General features: G+C 63.4%; 1 pseudogene. It reads right to left on the bottom strand.

The window, feature by feature from the left end:
* A pseudogene (locus IM708_RS21060) lies at positions 1–817 on the bottom strand (IS3 family transposase); the annotation flags it as partial.
* Between the last annotated feature and the right edge of the window lie 46 nt (positions 818–863).

Here is an 863-nt window from a genome sequence, read left to right as displayed (position 1 = left end):
TGGTCCGGAATGCCGCGAAGGATGAAGAGGTCGGACAGCACGTCGATGACGTCGGCGGCCTTCAGCTTGCGGTCCACGCGGATCGCCAGGCATTCATGGGTGAACTCGTCGATCACGTTGAGCATGCGGTATTTCCTTCCGTCATGGGTGCGGTCCTCCATGAAATCGTAGGACCAGACATGGTTGGGCCGCTCGGCCCGAAGCCGGATGCACGATCCGTCTGCGAGCCAGAGCCGGCCACGCTTGGGCTGCCTGGCGGGAACTTTCAGCCCCTCGCGCCGCCAGATCCGCTCGACCCGCTTGTCGTTGACCTGCCAGCCGGCACCGCGCAGCAGGGCCGCGATCTTGCGGTAGCCGTATCGGCCATATTGGCGGGCAAGCTCAATGATGTCGGCCGTCAGCCGTTCTTCATCATCACGGCCCCGCGGCACCTTGCGCTGCGTCGAGCGATGCTGTCCGAGCGCCTTGCAGGCACGACGCTCGGACACGTTGAGCTTTTGGCAAACATGCTCGATACAGGCGCGGCGACGCGCGGGGCTCAGTAGTTTCCCCGGGCGGCCTCTTGCAGGATCAGCTTGTCCAGCGTCAGATCCGAGACCGCCTTGCGCAGCCGGGCATTCTCCGTCTCGAGCTCCTTCAGCCGCTTCACCTGGTTCGACTTCAGGCCGCCATACTCCTGACGCCACCGGTAGTAGGTGACCTCGCTGACGCCGATCTGGCGGATCGCATCGGCCATCGGCATGCCTTGCGAACTCAGAACGTCAACCTGCCGCAGCTTCGCGACAATCTCTTCGGCCTTGTATCTCTTGCGTGCCATCTTCGGTCCTCCTCTGGCGCAAAGCCATACATAAGGGCGGACCACT

The organism is Pararhodobacter sp. SW119, assembly GCF_017811755.1.
In the GTDB taxonomy this organism is placed as follows: domain Bacteria; phylum Pseudomonadota; class Alphaproteobacteria; order Rhodobacterales; family Rhodobacteraceae; genus Pararhodobacter.
The sequence above is the reverse complement of the archived record's forward strand: the minus strand, read 5'-3'. Positions and strand labels throughout refer to the sequence as shown.